Consider the following 18,310-nt stretch of genomic DNA (forward strand, 5'->3'; position numbering starts at 1 on the left):
TCCCTGTTTGGCAGGCCACGGTTCCTAAAAGAGAGAGTTTTCCGATGACACGAACGTGCCGGGCTCCCGGCTGCGGTGAGCCCGCTTCGACACGCTTTTCCCTGTACTGCCGAGCCCACAAGACCCGCCTACGCCGCCATGGGGCCATTGATCAGGAAGGCGTCACCGAGGCCGCCCTTGGGCCTTACAGGCGACTGGTGAGGGCACGGGTGAAGCGCAACGAGACCAGCCCCTTGTGGGCACAGTTGGAGGATCGGTGGGCCACCGTAGTCAACCACGCCAAAGGCATCGTTGCGGCCCATGAGCGGGGAGAGACGGGGTACAGCCACGAGCGCAAGGCTGCGCATGAGGTGATCAAGGTAGCCGGGGACGTGGAGGCGAAGGCTGTCGTTGAGACGGCGCTTGCCTTGTTCCTGATGGAGGGGGAGCAGCCCCGAAGGTTTCGTTCAGATGCTGCCTTCCGATGGCAGATGGTGCGAAGGGTTCGGGGACTTACCGACCTGAACGCGGGCACCTTCTACGACCACGAGAGCGGCAAGGTGAAGCGTGTTTACAAGGACCTGACGCCGCGTGCTGTGGCCGTGATGGGGCAGTGGTTGGCTGACGCCTTCGGGGGCGCGGGGATGCACCTCGCCAAGATGGAGGAGCGAGATCGGGAGAAGGCGGTGAGCGCCCGGCAGGAGATGCACCAAGCGTTGGAGGAGTTGAAGTGAGCGCCGGAGCTACGAAGGATGGTAGCCTGCGCACGGTCTCCCTCGACGCGGTGGCTATGGATGCGTTCTTCCAGATCAGGGAGAAGCTGAACCCCCGTACGGTGGAGAGCTACCAGCACCTTTACAGAGCCGGGACGGAGATGCCGCCTGTAGAGGTAGCTCTCGTGGACGGCATCATGATCCTGGTGGACGGGTGGCACCGAGCGACCGCGTTGAAGGCGCTGGGTCGGGAGATGATCGAGGCTACGGTCACGAAGATGACCCGCCAGGAAGCGCGATGGAAGGCGGCCGATGCCAACAGTCGGCACGGTCTCCAACTCAAGCCTGCGGAGAAGCGTCAGAGGTTCCGCGTTTACGTCGAGACGGGCCAGCAACAGGCGAGACAGCGGGGGAAGGTGAAGTCCTACCGTGAGATGGAGCGTGACCTCGGGATGCCGTTCACGACCATCCGAAGCTGGATGCAGAAGGACTTCCCGAAGGTCGCGGCTCAGATCGGTGGGGGACAGCCTGAGAAGGTGGAGAAGCCCCAGGAGCCTGAGCGGACACCAGCAGTGGAGCGTTCGGTGGCGGCCATCGCGGACCTTGCAGCGGCCTTCCAGAGCACGAGCGTGCCTGCTGATCGGGGGGAGATCATCGCACTGATCGAGGATGCGCTCCAACGCTTGAAGGGGAGCGGCAACTGGGCGTCACGGGCCGTGGACGAGTTCGCGGACGATGACGAGGGCCTTTGAGAAAATGATGATCTGACAATGCGTTAGGCGAAAACCTGTTCAGATTGAACGATGTAGGGAAAGAAAACGGGCACCAAGTGCCTGTCACAGCAGAGGAAACTACCTGTTCATGCAAGGTGACACCAACGAACTTACGGTGCCGAACACCGAGCTTCATCAGTCTGCACCAGCCCCCAAGCGGATCACCATAGCCTTCGATGGCGGCTGCATCGGGAACCCTGGGCCGGGTGGCTGGGGTGCCATCCTGATCAACGAGGGGACGAAGGCCGAGAAGGTGGTGAAGGGCAACGATACGGCCACCACGAACAACCGCATGGAACTGTCTGCGGCCATTGGGGGACTGAGTGCCTTGAGCCCCGGGGCGGTGGTCTCGATGATCGGAGACAGCCAGTACGTGATCAAGGGTATCACGGAGTGGTTGCCCGGTTGGAAGCGGAAGGGGTGGAAGACTTCGGCAGGGAAGCCAGTGCTGAACGTCGAGCTATGGCAGGCACTGGAACTGGCGGTAGCGCGGCACGAGAGCGTGTCGTGGACGTGGACAAGGGGCCACGTTGGTCACGAACTGAACGAGCGTGTGGACAAGATCGCCAACGGGGAAGCACGGAAGGCGCTGAGGTCGTAGCTCACCAGAGCCGCACGTTCAGAACGCGAAGGTAGCCTGCTTCACCTCATCCAAGCGCAGCACACCCAGGAGTTGCCATGTCTGCGGCCGCTTCGCCATGTTTCCAAGCGCGAACGCCATTCCGTCGCGCGGGTAGTCGTCGTTGAACTTCCCGTCCATCCACCGCAGCGCTTCCGCTTCGCTCGTTCGTTGGCGCTCGCGCCAGAACATGGCGTGCGCTTCCCAGTCCCCGTTCCGGTACTCGTGGGAGCCGGAAGCGTCCTCGAAGCGGAACTTGAACTCGAACGGTGAAGGCTCAAGGGCTGCGAGTTCGGCGTCAAAGAATGAGGTTTGGCGTGCTGCTCGCTGGTAAGCGTTGCGGTCAGCTTCGATGTCAGCAGTCTTCTTGGCGCGATAGGTGAAACGCGTGTTCCGAGGGCGGATCAGCGCGAGAGACTGCCCTCGTTGATACGCCTCTTCGGCGGAGCCGACGATCATGGGTTCGAGCAGCATAGACCGGTCGCGTTTCGGCAACTCACCGTGCGTCTTGATGGTCTCTTCGTAGACGTGACAACTCTCCAGTCGCTTGTCTGCTTTCGGGCGTCCGTACTGGAACTCGACCCAATCCCAGCGGGAGAAGCTCGCTTCCTTCAAATGACGGAAACGCACCGGGTACAGCCGGAGCCACTTCCTATCTGCCGTTACTCCGGCACAGCAGACAGTCTCGCCGTAAGTCTTACTCGGCTGCGGGAGAGCCTTGACGAGGATCGTGACCCTTGCGGATTGAAGCATCGCGGTAACGACCCGGCATGTCTCCGTAGAGATCGAAGACTGTCTCAGGACCGTCGCTGATTGCAAGGGCAACGATGGATCGGTGGCAAACCTTCGGATCACGCTCGAAGCACATCAAGCACGTCGCCTGCTCGTGAGTTAGCGTTCCGAGGGCTTCAAGATCGTCACGGGCCTCTGCGGTGGCGAGATGGCGAGTGTAGATCGAGCGGAACTCATCGTAACGGCCCGCCCTCGCGGCCTCTCTGCCGGGCTTCGGATCGCCAAGGCCACGGAGATGCACGTACTCGATGCCCTCAGCTTCCAGACGTGCTCGCAAGCCGTTCTTGGAGAAACCCTTCTTCCTCGAAACGGTCACCGCTCGAACGTCCACAAGCAGTTCGATACCTACGTCAACGAGGGTGGCAACGAAGCGGTCGATGTCCGTCCCTTCGTAGCCGATGGTGAAAATCGTCTGCACTATCCTCTCCCGCGCCGTACCCCTCGATAGGGGAGGACGGCAAGAGCGTCCATCTGTGTCGCAGATCACTCGTAGTGGCCCTTCAGTCAACCACTACTGAACGCGGTTAGGTCGTGGACGATGCCCCGACAGTCATCACTCGGGTAAGATGAGACTTGGACACAGAGTATTTTTGTAGGCCACAAGCTATGATCACGCTTTCGAAGAAACGCATCAAGTTATCATCAGAAATTCCGACCGAAAGCGCATCGTATGCCGCGATAACAGGCTTATGTTCGGCGAAGACATGAGGAACTCGCGCCATCGCCCTGTTAAAATCTCGAGCTTCATCAGATGTTATTATTTTATTCTGGAGTACGTAGCGCACGGCCATCAAATCATCCAACAACGAAATCTTTTGCTTACGACGTTCGATCGCCTCTATTCGCAAATAGCCATGGCTGTAAACGAACAAAGACCCCATGACCCCAACAAGCGCTCCAATTAAGCCGCTAACGAGATTTACAATTAGGTCATGCATTAAATTCCCAAGCTCCAAGCGTACGTAACTGCCATCTAATAGATAGTGATACGCTCAATTGCGTCTTTCATTGTCTGAAGGGTCACCGTCCCATAGGCTTTCGCCACGGTATCTGGGGCATGGCCCACGATGGCGTCTGCTACGCTGTCTCCGATCCCTGCTGCACGGGCGAGTGTCTTGAAGCGGTGGCGCCAAGCGTGAGATGGGTCCTTCCGGTGCGCCCTTCCAACATCCAAACCGAGCCCCTGGACCCACGCGGCTACGTTCTTAGAAACGACCTTGTGAGGCGGCTTCTTCGCGTCAGTCCTGCGGCGGGTCGGGTTGTAGAATAGGGGCCCCTTCTGTGAGCCTGCGAAGGCCAGGAAGCCCGCTTCGATGAGGGCGGGGTGGATGGGGATCACACGTTCGGAGCCAAGGTTCTTGAGGGAGCCAGCCTCAGCCGTGATCCGCAGGGCGTGGATGCCGTCTTGAACGATCACATCCTCCCCGCGTAACTGTGTCATCTCCCCGACCCGTGCCCCTGTTGCAGCACAGAGTAGCGGGACCCATCGAATGGGGGGGCGGGTGCTCTCCGATGCGGCCTTGAGGATGGTGGCGGCCTCAGCGTCAGTGAAGCCGAGCATCCGTTCATCGGGACGCTTACGGTGAGCTACGGCTACCCCAGCGGCCGGGTTGGACGCGATGTGGACGTTCTTTACACCCCAGTCGAAAGCGACCCGGAGAGCGGCGAGCTTGGCATCGTTGATCGTCTTCGGGGCACCACCAGCGGCGACAAGACTGTCCTTCCACCGGACGACATCGGCCTTCACGACCTGCCCCGCATCGTCCTTCCCCATGAAGGCGATGAAGGTCTCACAGTGCTTGCGCCACTGGTCCACGGTGCTTTGAGCGGGACGGCGCTCCTTGGCGTAACCGTCGAACAGGTTGAGGAGGCTGACGCCCTTCGTTTCGGGCTTCGTTTCGGGGAAGCTGGGGAAGCGTGCCGCTTGAGGGTCAGGGGTGTAGTCCCCACCGGCTCGGGCCATCAGGAGCAGGTTCGCTTGCCGTAGGGCCGTGAGGACTTGTTCGTTGAGCCGGGTGCGGCTGTCGCGGTCGATGACGAGACCCCGGCGGGCGAGAGACCCATCGGAGAAGCCCCCTACCCTCTCCTCAATGCTGCGGGCTCGCTTCTCTTCCTCGGGGAGGATCGTGAGGGCGGCGCGACCGTACTGCCCCATCTCGGCTCGGGCGTTGTCGGCCTCGATGTAAGCCCACTTGGCGGCCTCGCCCGGATCATCCTCAAGGGTCTCGGCAAGCGCGCGATAGACCTCGCCAGCGAGCGCCAGGGTCTCCTTGTGCGTCAGCCTCCGGGGGCCTTCGCGCACAGAGCGCCACACGGCTTCAAGGTAGGCGACAGCTTGTGCCTGTCGTGCCTTGGCCTCTTGCGGGTCTCGGGTGCGGAGCGAGACACGGATGTCCCTGTCCTTGGCCGAGATGACCTTGTGGACGGAGATGTCCCCGATGGGGATGGTCAGCCGCAAGCCAGTTGCCTTGCCGAGGATGTCGGCCGGGAGGCGCTGCACAAGCTGATGGTGGGAAGTGCCCTTACGCTTCATCGGCCGGGGCATCTGAAGGGCCATGCTGAACACCGCTGTTGAACAGTCGGCGTTCGCGTAAACCCTTGATCGTAGGATACTCTTTGCGGATCAGCCTGTTGGGCGGCTGATGGTGCCCAGGAAAGGACTCGAACCTTCACCTCTTGCGAGACTGGTACCTGAAACCAGCGCGTCTACCAATTCCGCCACCTGGGCTCGCCGCCAGCCTTGGCCGGCGACGGGGTTCGTTTAGGCGGCGCGCGGGCCTTCGTCAATCGCGATTCCGCAGCGCCGCCATCTTCTTTGCGATCAGCCGCGTGGCCACTCGCGGATGTCCACGAAGCGGCCGGCCACCGCCGCCGCCGCCGCCATGGCGGGGGAGACGAGGTGCGTGCGCCCGCGCGGCCCCTGGCGGCCCTCGAAGTTGCGGTTCGAGGTCGAGGCGCAGCGCTCGCCCGGCCGCAGCTTGTCGGGGTTCATGCCGAGGCACATGGAGCAGCCGGGCTCGCGCCAGTCGAAGCCGGCGGCCTTGAGGATCCTGTCCAGGCCCTCGGCCTCGGCCTGCGCCTTCACGAGGCCGGAACCGGGCACGATCATCGCCGAGACGTTCTGGTGGACCTTGCGGTCGCCCACCACCCGCGCGACCTCGCGCAGGTCCTCGATCCGGCCGTTGGTGCACGAGCCGATGAACACCCGGTCGAGGGTGATGTCGGTGATCGGCGTTCCCGGCGTCAGGCCCATATAGGCGAGCGCCTTCTCCTTGGACTGGCGCTTGTTCTCGTCGGCGATCGCGGCCGGATCGGGGATGCGGCCCTGAATCGAGATCACGTCCTCCGGGCTGGTGCCCCAGCTGACGATCGGCGGCAGGTTCGCCGCGTCGAGGCGCACCTCGCGGTCGAAGTGGGCGCCGTCGTCGGTCACGAGGCTTTCCCAGTAGGCGCGGGCCTTGTCGAAGGCCGCGCCCTTCGGCGCCTTGGGGCGGTCCTTCACGTAGGCGAAGGTGGTGGCGTCGGGCGCGACCATGCCGGCGCGGGCGCCGCCCTCGATCGACATGTTGCAGATGGTCATCCGCCCCTCCATCGAGAGGGCGCGGATCGCCTCGCCGGCATACTCCATCACGTGGCCAGTGCCGCCGGCCGTGCCGATCTCGCCGATGATCGCGAGGATGATGTCCTTGGCGGTCACCCCCGGCGGCAGCGTGCCGTCGACGGTGATGCGCATGTTCCTGGCCTTCTTCTGCACCAGCGTCTGCGTGGCGAGCACGTGCTCGACCTCGGACGTGCCGATGCCGTGGGCCAGCGCCCCGAAGGCGCCGTGGGTGGAGGTGTGCGAATCGCCGCAGACGATGGTCTGGCCCGGCAGGGTGAAGCCCTGCTCCGGCCCGATGATGTGGACGATGCCCTGGCGGCGGTCGAGCGCGTCGTAGAACTCGATGCCGAAGTCGGCCACGTTCTGCGCCAGCGCGTCGAGCTGGGTGCGGCTCTCGGGATCGGTGATGCCCTGACTGCGGTCGGAGGTCTGGACGTTGTGGTCCACCACCGCCAGCGTCTTGTGCGGGGCGCGCACCTTGCGGCCGGCCACGCGAAGCCCCTCGAACGCCTGGGGGCTCGTCACCTCGTGCACGAGGTGGCGGTCGATGTAGAGGAGGCTCGTGCCGTCCGGCTGAACATCGACGACGTGGTCGTCCCAGATCTTGTCGTAGAGGGTGCGGGGGCTGGTCATGGTCTTGGCTGTCTTGACGGAATGGCCTCGGTTCGCGCGCTCGCTTCGGCCCGGGGCTCCTTAGTAGGCATCGTCGCGCCGTTACGGAAGAGGCGCGCGCGGAGGGGAGGCTACCCGTCCGCAGATGCCTCGCCCGAAAGCCTCCGCGATGTCAGACCCCCGCTGCCGCGCGGGTAGCGCCGACGGCGCCCTCGGCGTATGCCCGGCGTGGCGCACGGCGCGCCGCCCCGCCGCCCGGAGAAGGCCCCCGTCCGATGACCGGAACCTCGCCCGCCGACATCCTGCTCCTGCGGAAGATGCACCCCTTGGTGGAGAAGGCCCTGGGCGGCCGCTTCACCCTCCACTGCTTGGAGGGCGCGCCCGACCCGGAGGCCCTGCTCGCGGAGGTCGGTCCCCGCATCCGGGGCCTGTGCGTCGGCGGCGGCGTCGATGGGGCGCTGATGGACCGGCTGCCGAGGCTGGAGCTAATCGCGAATTTCGGCGTGGGCTACGATGCGGTGGACGCCGCCGGGGCGGCCAAGCGCGGCGTCGTCGTCACCAACACCCCCGACGTCCTGACCGACGAGGTTGCCGACCTCGCGGTGGGCCTCGTCCTGGCGACGGTCCGGCGCCTGCCGCAGGCCGACCGTTACCTGCGCGAGGGGCATTGGCCAAAGGCGCCCTTCCCGCTGACCGCCTCCCTGCGCGGGCGCCGGGTGGGTATTCTGGGCCTCGGGCGGATCGGCTTGGCCATCGCCCGGCGCCTCGACGGGTTCGGGGTGGAGATCGACTACCATGGCCGCAGCCGCAAGGCCGGCGTGCCCTACACCTATCACGACAGCCTGATCGGGCTCGCCAGGGCCGTCCACATCCTCGTGGTGGTCGCGCCCGGCGGCTCCGATACGAAGGGCCTCGTGGACGCGGCCGTGCTGGACGCCCTCGGGCCGGAGGGACTCCTCGTGAACGTGGCCAGGGGCAGCGTCGTGGACGAGGCGGCCCTGATCGCCGCCCTCCAGGCCGGCACCATCCTGGGTGCGGGGCTCGACGTCTTCGAGAACGAGCCCCACGTCCCGCCGGACCTCGCGGCCCTGGAGAACACCGTCCTCCTGCCGCATGTGGGGTCGGCCTCCACCTCCACCCGCGAGGCGATGGCGCAATTGGTGGTCGACAACGTCCTGTCGTGGTTCGAGGGGCGCGGCCCGCTCACGCCGGTGGCCGAGACGCCCTGGAGCCCCGCGAGGTGAGCGCCCTCCGCGCCACGGCCGCGACCGTCCTGATCCTCCTCGTTCTCGATCCGGCGACGGCGCAGGAAGCGGTGCGGGACGAGCGTCCCGGCGGCCCCCCGATGGCCTCGCCCTTCGCGCCGGTCCCGCCCGATCCGTCGGTCGCGGAGGAGAAGGAGACGCTGCCGACGAGGGTCGCCGAGGTGCCCGGAACCTGGGACCTGTCGAAGGACGGCACCAGCCGCCGCTGCGTGATGACGCTCCTCAAGGACAAGGGTCCCGCCGGGCAACTGGTAAACTTCCCGGCCGGATGCCGCCGCGCCCTGCCGGTGATGAACGGCGTGGCGGGCTGGCTCTATGCCGACGAGGCCGTGCGCCTGGTGGACAAGGACATCCGTCCCGTCCTCCAATTCAAGCGCCGCCAGGACCGGCGCAGCTATGTCGGCACGGCGCCGGGGGGAGAGACCTACAGCCTCGTGCCCCTGGACACCGCCGGGATGCGCCCGCCCGAGCCGGAGCCCGCGATCGCCGCCGCCGTGCCTGCGCCGTCACCGGCCGTCGCGACGGCCGCGACGGTGTCGCCGGGTGAACCCGGCGGGCCGGTCGTCCCGGCCCCCCCTCTCCCGCCCCTGTCGCCGGACGGGCCCCAGCCCGGCACCTACGCCCTCGACCGGCTGCGCCAGCAGGCCACCTGCCGCCTCGCCTTCGAGCGCGACGGCACGGTCAAGCTCCTGGCCGGCTGCCACGACGACGGGATCGAGGTCTTCAACCCGGTCACTTGGCGCTACGACGGCGGTCGCCTCACCGTCACGGCGAAGCGTGGCCACAGCATCGGCCTCGTCAAGATGGATGACGGGCGCTGGCGGCGTGACCCGGAGACGGGCGTGGTGTTCATCCTCCGGCGGATCGAGGGGTAGCCGCGACCCGCCGGACGGGCCCGCCTACCGGGTGCCGCGCCCGTCCTGCACCGGCAGCATCCGCTCCAGGATGCCGTCGCGCCGGACGACGAGGTGCCAGACGGTGCCGAGGATGTGCAGGGAGACGAGGAGGTACACGGCGTATTGTCCGACGACGTGCGCCGTTGCGAAGACCTTCTGCAACTGCTCGTTCTTCTCCAGACCCGGGATGGTGAAGAGCCAGAAATACGGGGTGGACCGGCCCGAGAGGGCGCTGAGCAGGTAGCCGCTTACCGGCATGACCAGGAAGATCCCGTAGAGCAGCCAGTGGTTGACCCGCGCGATGAGTTCGAGGGCGCGGGGCACGGCCGGATCGGCCGGCGCGGGGTTGATCATCCGCCAGACGATGCGGACGACGACGATCGCGAGGATCGTGAGCCCAACGGATTTGTGCAGAGTGAAGACCGTGCCCTTCAGTTCGCCGTTCGGGAGGCTGAGGGCGACCCAGGCCAGCGGCAGCACCGCCAGCGCGAAGACGGCGGTGATCCAATGCAGGGCCTGCGACACGGGATTGTACCGGGGCAGGCCGGCGGCGGTGACGTAGGTCGCGGGAAGGCCCGGCGATGGGGCCTGCCGGGGGGAGAGCGTTGACCCGGACATGGCTGTCCTCTCGATGCGCAGTCGGTCCGGCTTAGCTAGGGCCGGTTTCCGGGAGACGACAGCCGGTCAGGCTGCCGCGCCCGCCTTGGCGGCGCGGGACACGTCGATGAGGGCCGAGAGTTCGGCCGCCGCGGCGTTGATTCGGAGCGTCAGGGCTTCGTCGGCCTCGGCGGCGGCGGTCAGGCAGTCCGGCCCGGCATAGACCGAGGTCGGCGCGATGTGGGAGGCGAAGAAGCCGAAGAGGGGCCGCAGGGCATGTTCGACCACCAGCGCGTGGCGCAGGCCGCCCCCCGTGGCGGTCAGCACAACCGGCATCCCCGCGAGCCGCGCAGGCTCGATGAGATCGAAGACGTGCTTGAACAGGCCGGCATAGCCGCCCTGATAGACGGGCGTGCCGACGATCAGCGCGTCGGCGTTCTCGATGGCGTCAATCAGCCGGGCGGCGGGTAGGGTCAGCTCGTCGCGGGAGCTGACGCCGAGGCCGGGGCCGGCATCGACGAGATCGTACACCCGCAGATCCACCCGGCGCAGGCGCGTCAGCTCGGCGCCGACCGCCTCCACGAGAAGGCGGGTGCGCGCCGGGCGCTTGGGGCTCGCGGCGAAGGCGACGACGCGGGGAAGGCGCACGGAGCGTGTCACGACTGACCACCTCGGAAACGGGTGACACGGTCACCGCAAGGCCCGGACCGTCGGGAGCCCGGAACCGTTCCTATAACGTGGGCTGGATAATGAGTGTTCAACCCGCAAGCCGCCATACGTGGCTTCGTTTGATCTCGGTATCCTCCAGGCTCCTCGAAACGGGCACGGAGTAAGTGGCGACGCATGTCAGGCGCTCGCGCGGAAGGTAGGTCCGGCCCGGGTCGCCGATCAGGACGGTGCGCCCCGCCGCCCGCGCACCCAGCAGCCACGCGGTGACGGCGGCGGCGAGGTCGCGCTCGTAGAACACGTCCGCCGCGAAGACGATGTCGCAGTCCGGGACGGTGCCGAGCAGGTCGTCCCCCGTTGCGACGATATGCTCGCCGACGGCGTTGGCCTGCGCGTTGAGCGGGATGGCGGCGAGCGCGAAGGCATCGAGGTCGCTCGCCAGGACGCTGCGCGCGCCGGCCTTCGCCGCCGCGATGGCGCAAAGACCGGAGCCCGAGGCGAAGTCCACAACGCGGCGCCCGGCGACGAGGTCCGGCGTATCGAGGATGTAGCGGGCGAGGGCCTGCCCCCCGGCCCAGGCGAAGGCCCAGAAGGGCGGCGGCAGCCCGATCTGCTCCAGTTCCTCCTCCGTCCGCTGCCAGAGTTCGGTCGCCTCGTCGGCCACGTGGAGGACGATCTCGGGCGCATGGGGGACGGGGCGGAGGCGGGTGTGGGCGCGGATGAAGCCGTCGGGATCGTCGCAGGCGCGCATCGTCAGCCGTCCAGAAGGCTGCGCCAGAGGCGTCCGGTCGCCTCGGCGACGGCCTCCTCGGTATAGCCGCCGGTCTCGATCCGGTGGTGGGCGGCGGCGCCCATCGATGCCACGAGGGCGGGATCGGCGGCGAGCCGCGTCAGGGCGGCGGCCAGGGCGGCGGCATCGTCGGGCGGGACGACGAACCCCTCCGTGCCGTCGCGGATCAGGTCACGGCAGCCGGGTACGTCGGTGGTGAGGCAGGCCCGGCCGCAGGCGGCGGCCTCCAGAAGGCTGCGTGGCAGCCCCTCCCCCCCGCGCGAGGGCAGGCAGGCGACGTGGTGGTCGGCCCAGACGGCGGGGACGTCCGCGCTCGGCCCGTGCCACGCCACACCCTCCCGCGACCAGGACCGGAGGTCGGCCTCCGTGATCGATTTCCGGTTGTCCGGGTCGGGAGCGCCGACGAGCGACAGCTCCACCGCCGCGCCCTCGGCGCGGGCGAGGCGCGTCGCCTCCACGGCGAGGTCGATCCCCTTCGACCACAGCATCCGCGAAACCACGGCCACCTTGAGGGGCGGAGCGGGCGGGAGCGGCCGGGGCGCGTAGAGCGCGGGATCGATGCCCGCGCCGCCGACGATCGTCACCGTGCCGTCGGAGGGGTCGAGGCCGAGTGCCAGGGCGTCCGAGGGGTTCTCGAACAGGAACCGGGTCCGGCGCGTCGCCAGCGGCCCCCGGATGAGCGCCTTGAGGGCCAGCCGTCCCGTGCGCCCGATCCGGTCGTTCCGGGCGCCGATCAGGCCGAGGCCGGTGACGGCGAAGATCCGCGCCGGGATGCCCGCCATGGCGGCGGCCGTCCCGCCGATCAGGATCGCCCGCAGGGCGATGCAGTGGACGATGTCGGGCTTCAGCGCCTTCAGGATCGCGGCGAGCTGGCCCGCCGCGTAGCCCGCGCCCATCGGGTTGAGGCTCGCCCGCTCCGCTTCCAGCGCCACGACCTTGGCGCCGGTCGCCTCGATGGCGGCCCTGTGGGCGCGAACGCGGGCGATGACGACCACGTCGAGCCCCATCGCCACCGCGCGCCGCGCCATCGGCAGGAAATGCGAGGCGAAGAACCAATCCTCCGTGGCGACGAAGGCCAGGCGGCGGGCGGGCGCGCCGGAGCGGTCGGCGTGATCAGGAGCAACCATCCCACGGCTGTGCACCCCTTCGGCCCGAAACGGAAGCCGGACGGGGCACCCGGAACGGCGATGCCGGGGCTGGGGTTGTCGAGGGCCGGGACGCCTCGATCCCGCGCGCCGGGAGGTTGCGTCATGGCTGGGACGGAGTGCGCGGAGAGGGGCGGCGACCTGCGCGCTGCCGCGGCCGAGGTCGGGCTGACCTACGTGGACGATTCCCGTCCCGGCCTCACCCGCCGCCGCAGCGGCAAGGGCTTCAGCTTCTACGACACGAAGGGCGCGCCGGTGCGCGACCCGTCCACCATCGAGCGGATCAATAAGCTCGCCATTCCCCCGGCCTACACGGATGTCTGGATCTGCCCCCGCCGCAACGGCCACATCCAGGCGACGGGGCGCGACGCCAAGGGGCGCAAGCAGTACCGCTACCACCCCGAGTTCCGCCAAGCCCGCGAGGCGAACAAGTTCACCCGGATCATGAGCTTCGCCGACGCCCTGCCCGCGATCCGCGCGCGGATCGACGCGGACATGCGCCGCAAGGGCCTGCCGCGCGACAAGGTGCTGGCCACCGTCGTCCACCTGCTGGAAACGACGCTGATCCGCGTCGGCAACGACGACTACGCCCGCACCAACCGCAGCTACGGGCTCACCACCCTGCGGGATCCCCACGTCACGATCGCGGGATCGGAGCTGACCTTCCGCTTCAAGGGCAAGAGCGGCAAGGAATGGAACGTCTCGTTGAAGGACCGGCGCGTCGCCCGCATCGTGAAGGCCTGCCAGGACCTGCCGGGCCAGGAGCTGTTCCAGTACATCGACGGCGACGGCGTCCGCCGCGACGTGACCTCATCGGACGTCAACGACTATCTCCGCGAGATCACCGGCGAGGACTACACGGCCAAGGACTTCCGCACCTGGGCGGGCACGGTGCTGGCGGCCCTCGGCCTCAACGCCTTCGAGGCCTTCGACAGTGAGGCGGGCGCCAAGCGCAACGTCCGCACCGCGATCGAGGAGGTGGCCCAGCGGCTGGGCAACACGCCGACGATCTGCCGGAAGTGCTACATCCATCCCGAGATCCTCGATTGCTACCTCGAGGGCGCGCTGGTCGATCAGATGCGCGGTGCGGTCGAATCGGAACTGACCGACGATCCCGGGCGGCTCCGCCCGGAGGAGGCCGCCGTCCTGGGGCTTCTGCAGACGCGCCTCGCCCGAGTCCAGGCGAGCGCCAAGGCCAAGCGCGGTGGCCGGGTGAAGGCCGCCTCGGGCGGGGGGAAGTCAGCCGCCCGTGCCCGCAAGCCCGCGCGTCGGCGGGAGGCCGAGGCCGAGGCCGCCTGAGGCATCCCCGCCGTTCCGGGTCGGGAGGCGCGGTCCGGAGGCGCCGGTGATCGCGCCCCCGGAGACCGTCGCGATCCGTCAGTGACGCGAGGGCCGGTCGGAGCCGCCGGGCTGCTGGGCCGGGCGGGATTCGCCGCGCTGGCGGGCGGGTTCGCTGTCCACCACCGGCGCGAGGCCGAGCTGGCGGGCCAGGGAGACCAGATCCTTCAGACGCCCGGTCTGCGTCTTGCGGCGCAGGTTGAGGCGGTGGGTCTCCACCGTGCGGACGCTGAGGGCGAGGCGGCGGGCCACCTCCTTGTTGCTGAAGCCCGCGCTGAGGAAACGGAGCACCTCGGCCTCGCGGGGGGTGAGACCCTGCCCGTCCATCGCCTCCCCCGTCGCCTTCGCCTCGGAGGGGACGAGGCAATCCGAGCCCTCGGCCAGGGCGAGGATCGCGGCGCAGAGGTCGCGGGGCGTCTTGGTCCGGGCGACGAAGGCATCGACCCCGGCCGCGAGCAGGGCGCGGATGTCGTCCGCCGCGAGGGCCTTGAAGGAGACGAGCACGCGCAGGCTCGGCTTGCGCTCCTTCAGGCCGACGATCCGGGCGATGCCGTCCGCGAGGCGGATCTCGTCGAGGAAGACGAGGGCGACGGCCGGTCCTTGGCTACCGGCGAGGTCTTCCTCACCGATCGTGGAGAATTCCGGCATGTGTTCGAGGCTCGCACGCATGGTCGCGCTCGAGTCCTGCGGTTCATCCAGGATAAGGACGCCAACGGGCGTAGTCATCGATCCCGTACCTCAATTTCCCTGGCCGGGACATCCTGCCAAGTTCCCGGAAGACTTTCCAAGAAACGTTCCACCTCACGGGGCGGGAAATTAAGGTTTATTGCGCGTCAATCGGGGCCGAATCCAGGGCTGTACTTCGATCCCTGTGCCAAAGCGGGAATGATGGTGGTCAACTCAACCTTAAGGTGTGTTTCGTTCCGGGGCGTGTCTCACACCGCCTGTGCCGTGCCTGAATTCATCGCTTCCGCCACCACCCGGTTCCGCCCTCCGGCCTTGGCCGCGTAGAGCGCGACGTCGGCGCGCTTCAGAAGGGCGTGTACGCTGTCCGGCCCGCTCCAGGTCGAGACGCCGAAGCTGCAGGTGAGGCCGCAGGTGTCGTCGCCGCAGGCGATGCGCAGCGTCCGCGCGCGCACGCGCAGGCCCTCGGCGTAGTGCAGGGCGGAGGCGAGATCGCGCTCCGGCAGGACGATCCCGAACTCCTCTCCCCCGAGGCGCCCGACGATCCCGGTCTCCCCGAGCAGGGCGCCGACCGCGCGGATCGCCGTGTCGCCGACATCGTGGCCGTGGTTATCGTTGATACGCTTGAACAGGTCGATGTCCACCAGGATGCACGAAAGGGCGGTCCCCGACTGTGCGCGCAGGGCGGCGGCCTCGGCGCGTTCCCGAAAGGCGCGGCGGTTGAGGAGGCCGGTGAGCGCGTCTGTCTCCGCCAGCCGGATCAACTCCTCCTGCAGCCGGGTCATGCGCTCGGCGGCGCGGAGGCGGGCGTGCAACTCCTCGGCCTTCGGCGGCTTCTCGATGAAGTCGTCGGCGCCGCTGTCGAGCGCCTCGGCCAGCGTGTGGACGCAGTTGGCGGAGGACATCATGATGATGTGCAGGGGCCGTCGCTCCTCGGCGAGGATCCGCGCCGACCAGCACAGTTCGAGGCCGCTGAGCGGCCGGACCTCAAGGCTCGAGATCACGACGCGCACGTCGGGCGTCGCCTCCAGGAACCGAAGGGCGGCGTCGGATTCGGTGAACTCGTGCACGGTGTGCCCGTGGGATTCGAGCATCGACCCGATGATCCTCAGGACGACTAGGCTCGAGTCGACGACGGCGATGCGCATGGCGATCTCGACATTCTTCGATGCGCATCATGAACTGGAAAGCTTAAGGCCATCACAACGAAGGGTTGTGCACCCGTGACGGCTCCCCCGGTCACGCCGGACGGCCGCTACATCGTCGTGCGGGGGCGACTGTGGCGGTGCGCCAATCCGTCGCTGCCCGAGGCGCGGCGGAGCGAGCTGGTGCACGACCTGATGGCGGCCCGCCGCGCCGTGGCCCGGGCCAAGCGAAGCGAGCGGGCTGCCGATCTTGCGGAGGCCCGCCGGGCGGTCGATGCCGCCAAGACGGCGTTGGGCGAGCGCGGACCGGTTTGGTGGGCCGACGGTACGCCGGATCTCAACCGCAGGATGGCGCGCAACACGGTCTACGCCGAGTGGTTCGCCGGTCTCAGCGATGGGGAAGCGTGAGGTTGACCACCCGCACGCCCGGCGCGGTGGACGTTACCTTGCGGGACACGAAACCCTGACGCACCCGCCTGCGGGGTTGCGGCGCGTCGATCACCGTCAGGGTCGGCGCCGCCACGGGCGGCGCGGCGATGCCGGAAACAGTGGGGATGCCGTAGGTGCCGTAGCTCCAGGCCGGCGGGACGAGCTGGCTCGGCCGGGGCACGGCGGTGAACGGGGCACCGACGTAGTCGCCGTTGATCAGGGGCGCCGCGAACCCGCCCTCGTAGCCGCCGGGATAGCCGCCATAGGTCTGGTATGAGGTGCCGTAGCGGACGGTCGTGTGACGGTCCTGCGCGACGGCGGGGGTCGCCGCGCTCAGCGCGAGGGCGGCGATCATCGAAAGGGTACGCATACGCATCGGCAAGCTCCGGTTGCGGCCGGTCTCGAACCGGAACGGGTCACCGCCGATCTCGTTCCGGCGGGGGACCCGGCGCCAGTCGCGGCGACTGCGTATGCCGGAGGTGCCCCCCGGCTTTCAGCGGCAGGTCGGGACCTTGCGGACCACCCAGCCCTCACCCTCGATCCACAGGCGGCGGCGGCTGCGGCCGCAGGCGGGGCCGGGCTCGGGCGTCGTCACCGACACCGGCCGGACGGCCGACGTCGCCTCCGCAGCCTGCGGTTCGGCGGTGGCGGTGCGCGTCGTCCGCGCCTCCGCAGTGGCGAGGCAGGCGAAGACGCAAGCGGCGCCGAGGGCGAGCGAACGAAGCATGGGATGTCCTGGCGGAGGGACCGATCCACCGATCGTTAAGGAAATGCGCGGGGGGCCGAGATGGTTGCACGGCCAAGGTTGCTACTGTGCGTTGCAACGCCGTCCTCAGTGCCCGAAGGACGGTCGAGCCGGAAGGCGGAGAACGGCCTGGCCACAGCTTTCCCTCGGCGCAGGTTTAACGATCGGGGCGCCGCCGCCTTCCGAGGGCGATCCTCTCTTAGACTTCGGCCCCGCCGCGCGTTAGACGAAGGTCGCTCTTCCGGACGCGCAGGCGCCGATCAGGTTCATGACCAAGCCGAAAGCCCCGACCAATCCGCTCCTGTCCGCCGACAAGCGCGTGGACGACGCGGATCAGTCCATCCGCCCGCTGAACCTTTCTGAGTTCATCGGCCAGCGGGCGGCGCGGGCGAACATGCAGATCTTCATCGAGGCCGCCCGGAAGACCGGCCAAGCCCTCGACCATGTGCTGTTCGTGGGCCCCCCCGGCCTCGGCAAGACGACGCTGGCGCAGATCGTGGCGCGGGAACTCGGCGTGAACTTCCGTTCCACCTCGGGTCCGGTGATCGCCAAGGCCGGCGACCTCGCCGCGCAGCTCACCAATCTGGACGAGCGCGACGTGCTCTTCATCGACGAGATCCACCGCCTCAACCCGGCGGTGGAGGAGATCCTCTATCCGGCGATGGAGGATTATCAGCTCGACCTGATCATCGGCGAGGGTCCGGCGGCCCGCTCGGTGAAGATCGAACTGCCGAAGTTCACCCTGGTGGGCGCCACCACCCGCGCCGGCCTCCTCACGACGCCGCTCCGCGACCGTTTCGGCATCCCGATCCGCCTCGAATTCTACGAGATCGACGAGTTGGAGCAGATCGTCGCGCGCGGCGCGCGCGTCCTCGGCCTCGGTATGTCGGCGGAGGGGGCCAACGAGATCGCCAAGCGCGCCCGGGGCACGCCGCGCATCGCCGGGCGCCTGCTCCGCCGTGTGCGCGACTTCGCCATCGTGGCCGAGGCCGAAACGGTGACGCGGGCCATCGCGGACCGGGCGCTCAAGCTCCTCGACGTGGACGAGGCCGGTCTCGACGTGATGGACCGGAAGTACCTCAGCCTGATCGCTTCATCCTTCGGCGGCGGCCCGGTCGGGATCGAGACGATCGGAGCGGCTCTGTCCGAACCGCGCGATGCGATCGAGGACATCGTGGAGCCCTTCCTGATCCAGAAGGGGTTCGTCCAGCGCACGCCGCGCGGTCGCATCCTCACGCCCCACGCCTTTCGGCACCTCGGCCTCGCCGTCCCGCGCCGCGAGGCGGACCTGTTCGCGGGCGGCGGCGACGCCTGAGGCGACGGCCCCTTCGTCCGATCGCCGCCCGGCCGGTGCGTCCGATACCGTTCTAAGGCCGAGCGATCGTCGATCCGACGCGGCCGTTCCTCCGCATCCGTTCCCATACGGCCATGTCCAAACGTAATGGCAGGTGCCGGCCTGTCTCATGGCTATTGATGGCTGGCGCAATCGGTCGGCGCGGTACTACGTACAACTCAGTAGCG

The 18,310-nt window shown here is 68.0% G+C and carries 21 protein-coding genes and 1 tRNA gene; 8 read left to right on the top strand and 14 right to left on the bottom strand.

What is annotated here, in order from left to right:
• Positions 1–209 precede the first annotated feature (209 nt).
• From MFF06_RS19365 to rnhA, 3 genes are all read left to right on the top strand, one after another.
• On the top strand, positions 210–713 hold the full coding sequence (locus tag MFF06_RS19365; RefSeq protein ID WP_238207012.1) for a hypothetical protein: 504 nt from the start codon (positions 210–212) through the stop codon (positions 711–713).
• Entirely contained in the window at positions 710–1,444 is a 735-nt protein-coding gene (locus MFF06_RS19370) for a hypothetical protein (RefSeq protein WP_238207015.1), read from the top strand. The genes MFF06_RS19365 and MFF06_RS19370 overlap by 4 nt, the downstream gene beginning before the upstream one ends.
• A gap of 109 nt (positions 1,445–1,553) precedes the next feature.
• Positions 1,554–2,066, top strand: a complete 513-nt coding sequence (gene rnhA, locus MFF06_RS19375) for a ribonuclease HI (protein ID WP_238207025.1) — start codon at positions 1,554–1,556, stop codon at positions 2,064–2,066.
• An 18-nt stretch (positions 2,067–2,084) separates the two neighbouring features.
• Here rnhA and MFF06_RS19380 read toward each other — a convergent pair whose 3' ends face one another.
• The 6 genes from MFF06_RS19380 to leuC all read right to left on the bottom strand — a co-directional run bounded on the left by MFF06_RS19380 (position 2,085) and on the right by leuC (position 7,110).
• Positions 2,085–2,837, bottom strand: coding sequence for a DUF8758 domain-containing protein (locus tag MFF06_RS19380; RefSeq protein ID WP_503128741.1), 753 nt, complete (start codon positions 2,835–2,837; stop codon positions 2,085–2,087).
• Positions 2,782–3,294 carry a DUF488 domain-containing protein gene (locus tag MFF06_RS19385; protein WP_238207029.1) on the bottom strand — a complete coding sequence of 171 codons (513 nt, stop codon included), beginning with the start codon at positions 3,292–3,294 and terminating at the stop codon, positions 2,782–2,784. Before MFF06_RS19385 ends, MFF06_RS19380 begins: the two co-directional genes overlap by 56 nt.
• 106 nt (positions 3,295–3,400) lie before the next feature.
• Complete coding sequence (locus tag MFF06_RS19390) at positions 3,401–3,814, bottom strand: hypothetical protein (protein ID WP_238207031.1); 414 nt, start codon at positions 3,812–3,814, stop codon at positions 3,401–3,403.
• A gap of 35 nt (positions 3,815–3,849) precedes the next feature.
• Positions 3,850–5,433 (bottom strand): tyrosine-type recombinase/integrase, encoded by a 1,584-nt coding sequence (locus MFF06_RS19395; protein WP_238207033.1) that lies wholly within the window; start codon positions 5,431–5,433, stop codon positions 3,850–3,852.
• 86 nt (positions 5,434–5,519) lie between these two features.
• Positions 5,520–5,604: transfer RNA gene (locus MFF06_RS19400), tRNA-Leu, on the bottom strand.
• Positions 5,605–5,697: 93 nt separating this feature from the next.
• Positions 5,698–7,110: a 3-isopropylmalate dehydratase large subunit gene (gene leuC, locus MFF06_RS19405; protein WP_238207043.1), complete on the bottom strand. Its 1,413-nt coding sequence runs from the start codon at positions 7,108–7,110 to the stop codon at positions 5,698–5,700.
• Between the two features lie 254 nt (positions 7,111–7,364).
• Between leuC and MFF06_RS19410 the strand changes: the two genes are divergently transcribed.
• Positions 7,365–8,333, top strand: coding sequence for a 2-hydroxyacid dehydrogenase (locus MFF06_RS19410; RefSeq protein ID WP_238207045.1), 969 nt, complete (start codon positions 7,365–7,367; stop codon positions 8,331–8,333).
• Positions 8,330–9,229 (top strand): AprI/Inh family metalloprotease inhibitor, encoded by a 900-nt coding sequence (locus MFF06_RS19415; protein ID WP_238207047.1) that lies wholly within the window; start codon positions 8,330–8,332, stop codon positions 9,227–9,229. The genes MFF06_RS19410 and MFF06_RS19415 overlap by 4 nt, the downstream gene beginning before the upstream one ends.
• 24 nt (positions 9,230–9,253) lie before the next feature.
• On the opposite strand, the gene MFF06_RS19420 is transcribed toward MFF06_RS19415, so the two are convergent.
• The 4 genes from MFF06_RS19420 to MFF06_RS19435 form a co-directional block, all read right to left on the bottom strand.
• Entirely contained in the window at positions 9,254–9,868 is a 615-nt protein-coding gene (locus MFF06_RS19420) for a cytochrome b (RefSeq protein ID WP_238207056.1), read from the bottom strand.
• Positions 9,869–9,934: 66 nt separating this feature from the next.
• Positions 9,935–10,507, bottom strand: coding sequence for an NAD(P)H-dependent oxidoreductase (locus MFF06_RS19425; RefSeq protein WP_238207058.1), 573 nt, complete (start codon positions 10,505–10,507; stop codon positions 9,935–9,937).
• Between the two features lie 97 nt (positions 10,508–10,604).
• Positions 10,605–11,264, bottom strand: coding sequence for a class I SAM-dependent methyltransferase (locus MFF06_RS19430; RefSeq protein ID WP_238207059.1), 660 nt, complete (start codon positions 11,262–11,264; stop codon positions 10,605–10,607).
• Between the two features lie 2 nt (positions 11,265–11,266).
• Positions 11,267–12,430 carry a glycosyltransferase family 4 protein gene (locus tag MFF06_RS19435; RefSeq protein ID WP_238207061.1) on the bottom strand — a complete coding sequence of 388 codons (1,164 nt, stop codon included), beginning with the start codon at positions 12,428–12,430 and terminating at the stop codon, positions 11,267–11,269.
• A gap of 123 nt (positions 12,431–12,553) precedes the next feature.
• Between MFF06_RS19435 and MFF06_RS19440 the strand changes: the two genes are divergently transcribed.
• Positions 12,554–13,747, top strand: a complete 1,194-nt coding sequence (locus MFF06_RS19440; RefSeq protein WP_238207063.1) for a DNA topoisomerase IB — start codon at positions 12,554–12,556, stop codon at positions 13,745–13,747.
• A gap of 78 nt (positions 13,748–13,825) precedes the next feature.
• Here MFF06_RS19440 and MFF06_RS19445 read toward each other — a convergent pair whose 3' ends face one another.
• Complete coding sequence (locus MFF06_RS19445) at positions 13,826–14,512, bottom strand: LuxR C-terminal-related transcriptional regulator (RefSeq protein WP_238207065.1); 687 nt, start codon at positions 14,510–14,512, stop codon at positions 13,826–13,828.
• 209 nt (positions 14,513–14,721) lie between these two features.
• Positions 14,722–15,618 carry a GGDEF domain-containing response regulator gene (locus tag MFF06_RS19450; protein ID WP_238207067.1) on the bottom strand — a complete coding sequence of 299 codons (897 nt, stop codon included), beginning with the start codon at positions 15,616–15,618 and terminating at the stop codon, positions 14,722–14,724.
• A gap of 75 nt (positions 15,619–15,693) precedes the next feature.
• Between MFF06_RS19450 and MFF06_RS19455 the strand changes: the two genes are divergently transcribed.
• Positions 15,694–16,023, top strand: a complete 330-nt coding sequence (locus tag MFF06_RS19455; protein WP_238207069.1) for a hypothetical protein — start codon at positions 15,694–15,696, stop codon at positions 16,021–16,023.
• Here the strand turns inward: MFF06_RS19455 and MFF06_RS19460 are convergent.
• Together MFF06_RS19460 and MFF06_RS19465 are read right to left on the bottom strand one after the other, a co-directional pair.
• Positions 16,004–16,420 carry a hypothetical protein gene (locus tag MFF06_RS19460; protein WP_238207071.1) on the bottom strand — a complete coding sequence of 139 codons (417 nt, stop codon included), beginning with the start codon at positions 16,418–16,420 and terminating at the stop codon, positions 16,004–16,006. The two genes, MFF06_RS19455 and MFF06_RS19460, sit on opposite strands and share 20 nt — an antisense overlap.
• Positions 16,421–16,537: 117 nt before the next feature.
• Positions 16,538–16,771, bottom strand: coding sequence for a hypothetical protein (locus MFF06_RS19465; RefSeq protein ID WP_238207073.1), 234 nt, complete (start codon positions 16,769–16,771; stop codon positions 16,538–16,540).
• Positions 16,772–17,057: 286 nt separating this feature from the next.
• Between MFF06_RS19465 and ruvB the strand changes: the two genes are divergently transcribed.
• A complete protein-coding gene (ruvB, locus tag MFF06_RS19470; protein WP_238207075.1) occupies positions 17,058–18,104 on the top strand; it encodes a Holliday junction branch migration DNA helicase RuvB in 1,047 nt (348 codons plus the stop codon).
• Positions 18,105–18,310: the final 206 nt, after the last annotated feature.

The organism is Methylobacterium aerolatum (assembly GCF_022179085.1).
GTDB lineage: Bacteria > Pseudomonadota > Alphaproteobacteria > Rhizobiales > Beijerinckiaceae > Methylobacterium > Methylobacterium aerolatum.